The following is a 2,376-nucleotide window of genomic DNA, read 5'->3' as shown; positions in this document are numbered from 1 at the left end:
GTCCCAGTGGAGGTCGGCGGGGCCGAGTTCCGGGAAGCGCCCGTGGAGCGCGGCCGGTCCGAGCGCCGTGGACCAGAGCCGGGCGGCGAGCCCGAGGTGGGCGGCGGAGGCGGCGACGCGCCGCTCCCGGGTGCCGAGCCGCGCGGAGACGAGGTCCACGCGCGCGGTCAGCGGGCCGTCGTGTCCCGCGTACAGCAGGGCGAGGGGGCGGTGTGCCCCGCCGCCGGAGGGGGGCGTGGTGCGCAGGGTGAAGAAGCCCCCCGGCGACGCGCTCCCGTCGGCATCCGGCACTTCCGCCTCCTCCCCCGCCCGGGCGTCCGGGCCTCGCCCCCGCACTTGCCCCCACCGCTCACAGCGGTGGTACGTCCCCGCCGCTCCTGCCGCCGGGCAAGGCTTGGTCATGGCTTGCCCAAGCCGGTGCGCCGGGCGGAGCCCACCGTAACGCTCGGGGCATGACTTCTTCGACGTCCTCCGCGTACCCGTCCTCCCGCGCTCCCGCGTCGCCGCCCGCCACCGCACCGGTGGTCGGCGGGCGGCGCGGGGTCCTCGCGCTGGGTCTCGCGGCCCTCGCCTCCGCCGCCGCCGTGCCCGTGGCCCGGGCCTCCGGTGCCGCTCCCCGCGCGGCGGCGGCTCCCCCGACGCCACGGAGGGCGGGCAGGGCGCTGGCGGAGCTGCGGGCCGGCAACGCCCGCTTCGCCGCGCTGCGACAGCGGCATCCCCACGAGGACGCGGGCCGCCGGTCCGCGGTCGCGGTCGCCCAGCACCCCTTCGCCGTGGTCCTGGGCTGCGTCGACTCGCGGGTCGCTCCCGAGCTGGTCTTCGACCAGGGGCTCGGTGACCTCCTGTCGATACGCACGGCGGGCCAGGCTCTGGACGAGGCGGTGCTCGGGTCGGTCCAGTTCGGGGTGGAGGAGCTGGGGGTGGGGCTGGTCGTGGTGCTGGGTCACGAGCGGTGCGGGGCGGCGACGGCGGCCGTGGAGTACGTACGGACGGGGGTGCCGGTCGCCGGGCATCTGGCGCGTGTCGTGGAGGAGCTGGCGCCGGCCGCCCGCGCGGCCCGGGGGCTGCCCGGGGACTGGGTGGAGAACACGGTGCGGTGCCATGTGGACCGGGTCAGGGACCGGCTCGCCGGGGACGCGGCGTTCTCCGGAGCCGGGATCGTCGGCGCCCGCTTCGACCTGGAGACCGGGAGGGTCGCGTTCCACCCGTTCTGACCTGCGGGGGCGTACGCCCACGGGTGTACGGACCGCCGGCGTACCGCGTCGGCGGTACGGCGAAGGCGTTCCGAAGGACGACGACACCGAGCGCCCGGAAGAGGGACCGTGGAAGGCATGAGCCCTCTCCTGGTCTCCGTCCTGCTGTCGCTCGTCTCGGCCGTCGCCTACGCCTCCGCCGCGATCGTGCAGGAACGGGTCGCGGACTCCGCCGCCGGTCCGCGCTACGCGCCGCTGCGCCGGCCGGCCTGGTGGGGGGCGGTGCTGCTCAACGGTCTCGGGGCGGCCCTGCACGTGGTCGCCCTCGCCTACGGTCCGCTCAGTCTGGTCCAGCCTTTGGGCGCCCTGACGATCGTGTGCGCCCTGCCGATGGCGGCCCTCCTGGTCGGCCGGCGGGCCGGGGGCCGGGCCTGGCGGGGGGCGCTGATGGCGACCGCCGGTCTGGCCGGGCTGCTGAGCCTGACCCGGGGCGCCGGGACCCGGCTGCCCGCCGACGGGCAGCGCTGGGTGCTCGTCGGTGTGACCTGCGGGGTGGTGGCGCTGCTCCTCGCGGCCGCCCACGCGGTGCGCCGGCCGGTGACCCGGGGCGTGCTGCTGGCCTCGGCGGCGGGCGTGGCCTTCGGGATCGCCTCGGTCTTCACCAAGGCCGTCGCCGAGGAGTGGTCACCCGGCGCGCCGCTCGCCGGGTGGACGGGGCTGCTCGTCCTGTCGGCGCTCGCCGTGACGGGGCTGCTGCTGTCCCAGGCCTCGTACCGGGGCGCCGGGCTCGCCGCTCCGCTGGCGACGGTCACGGTGGTCAATCCGGTGGCCGCGACGGCGGTCGGCCTGGCCCTGTTCGGCGAGACGTTCCGGTTCGGTGCGGCCGGTGCGGTGGCCGCGCTGGTCTCCGGGGCGGTCGCGGCGGGCGGGCTCGTGCGGCTGACCACGGGCCGCCCGGCACCGGCCGTGCCCGCCGAGCCGTCCGGGTGCCGGGGGGTGTCAGATGGCGACCCCCCGGGCCCTGAGGTAGGCGAGGGGGTCGATGTCGGAGCCGTACCGGGGACCCGTCCGCACCTCGAAGTGGAGGTGCGGTCCGGAGCTGTTGCCGGTCGACCCTGACCGCGCGATCCGCTGGCCGCCGTGGACACGCTGGCCCTCGCGGACGGAGAGGGCGGAGAGGTGC

The 2,376-nt window shown here is 77.6% G+C and carries 2 protein-coding genes and 2 pseudogenes; 2 read left to right on the top strand and 2 right to left on the bottom strand.

What is annotated here, in order from left to right; translation table 11 throughout:
- Positions 1-291, bottom strand: a pseudogene (locus RIF68_RS34420) (ferric iron reductase); the annotation flags it as partial.
- A gap of 161 nt (positions 292-452) precedes the next feature.
- Between RIF68_RS34420 and RIF68_RS34415 the strand changes: the two are divergent.
- Positions 453-1,214 carry a carbonic anhydrase gene (locus tag RIF68_RS34415; RefSeq protein ID WP_309055413.1) on the top strand — a complete coding sequence of 254 codons (762 nt, stop codon included), beginning with the start codon at positions 453-455 and terminating at the stop codon, positions 1,212-1,214.
- A 117-nt stretch (positions 1,215-1,331) separates the two neighbouring features.
- Positions 1,332-2,237 (top strand): annotated as a pseudogene (locus tag RIF68_RS34410) (DMT family transporter); the annotation flags it as partial.
- Here RIF68_RS34410 and RIF68_RS34405 read toward each other — a convergent pair.
- Positions 2,193-2,376, bottom strand: a 184-nt coding sequence (locus RIF68_RS34405; protein WP_309055412.1) for a M23 family metallopeptidase, incomplete at its 5' end; no start/stop codon positions are given. The pseudogene RIF68_RS34410 and the gene RIF68_RS34405 sit on opposite strands and share 45 nt — an antisense overlap.

Source organism: Streptomyces sp. (assembly GCF_031178505.1).
GTDB lineage: Bacteria > Actinomycetota > Actinomycetes > Streptomycetales > Streptomycetaceae > Streptomyces > Streptomyces gulbargensis.
Note: the sequence above shows the minus strand (reverse complement) of the source record. Positions and strands in the feature narration are given on the sequence as shown.

Coding starts and splice junctions, on each gene's coding strand:
- RIF68_RS34415 (WP_309055413.1), top strand. CDS start 453: ATGACTTCTTCGACGTCCTCCGCGTACCCGTCCTCCCGCGCTCCCGCG.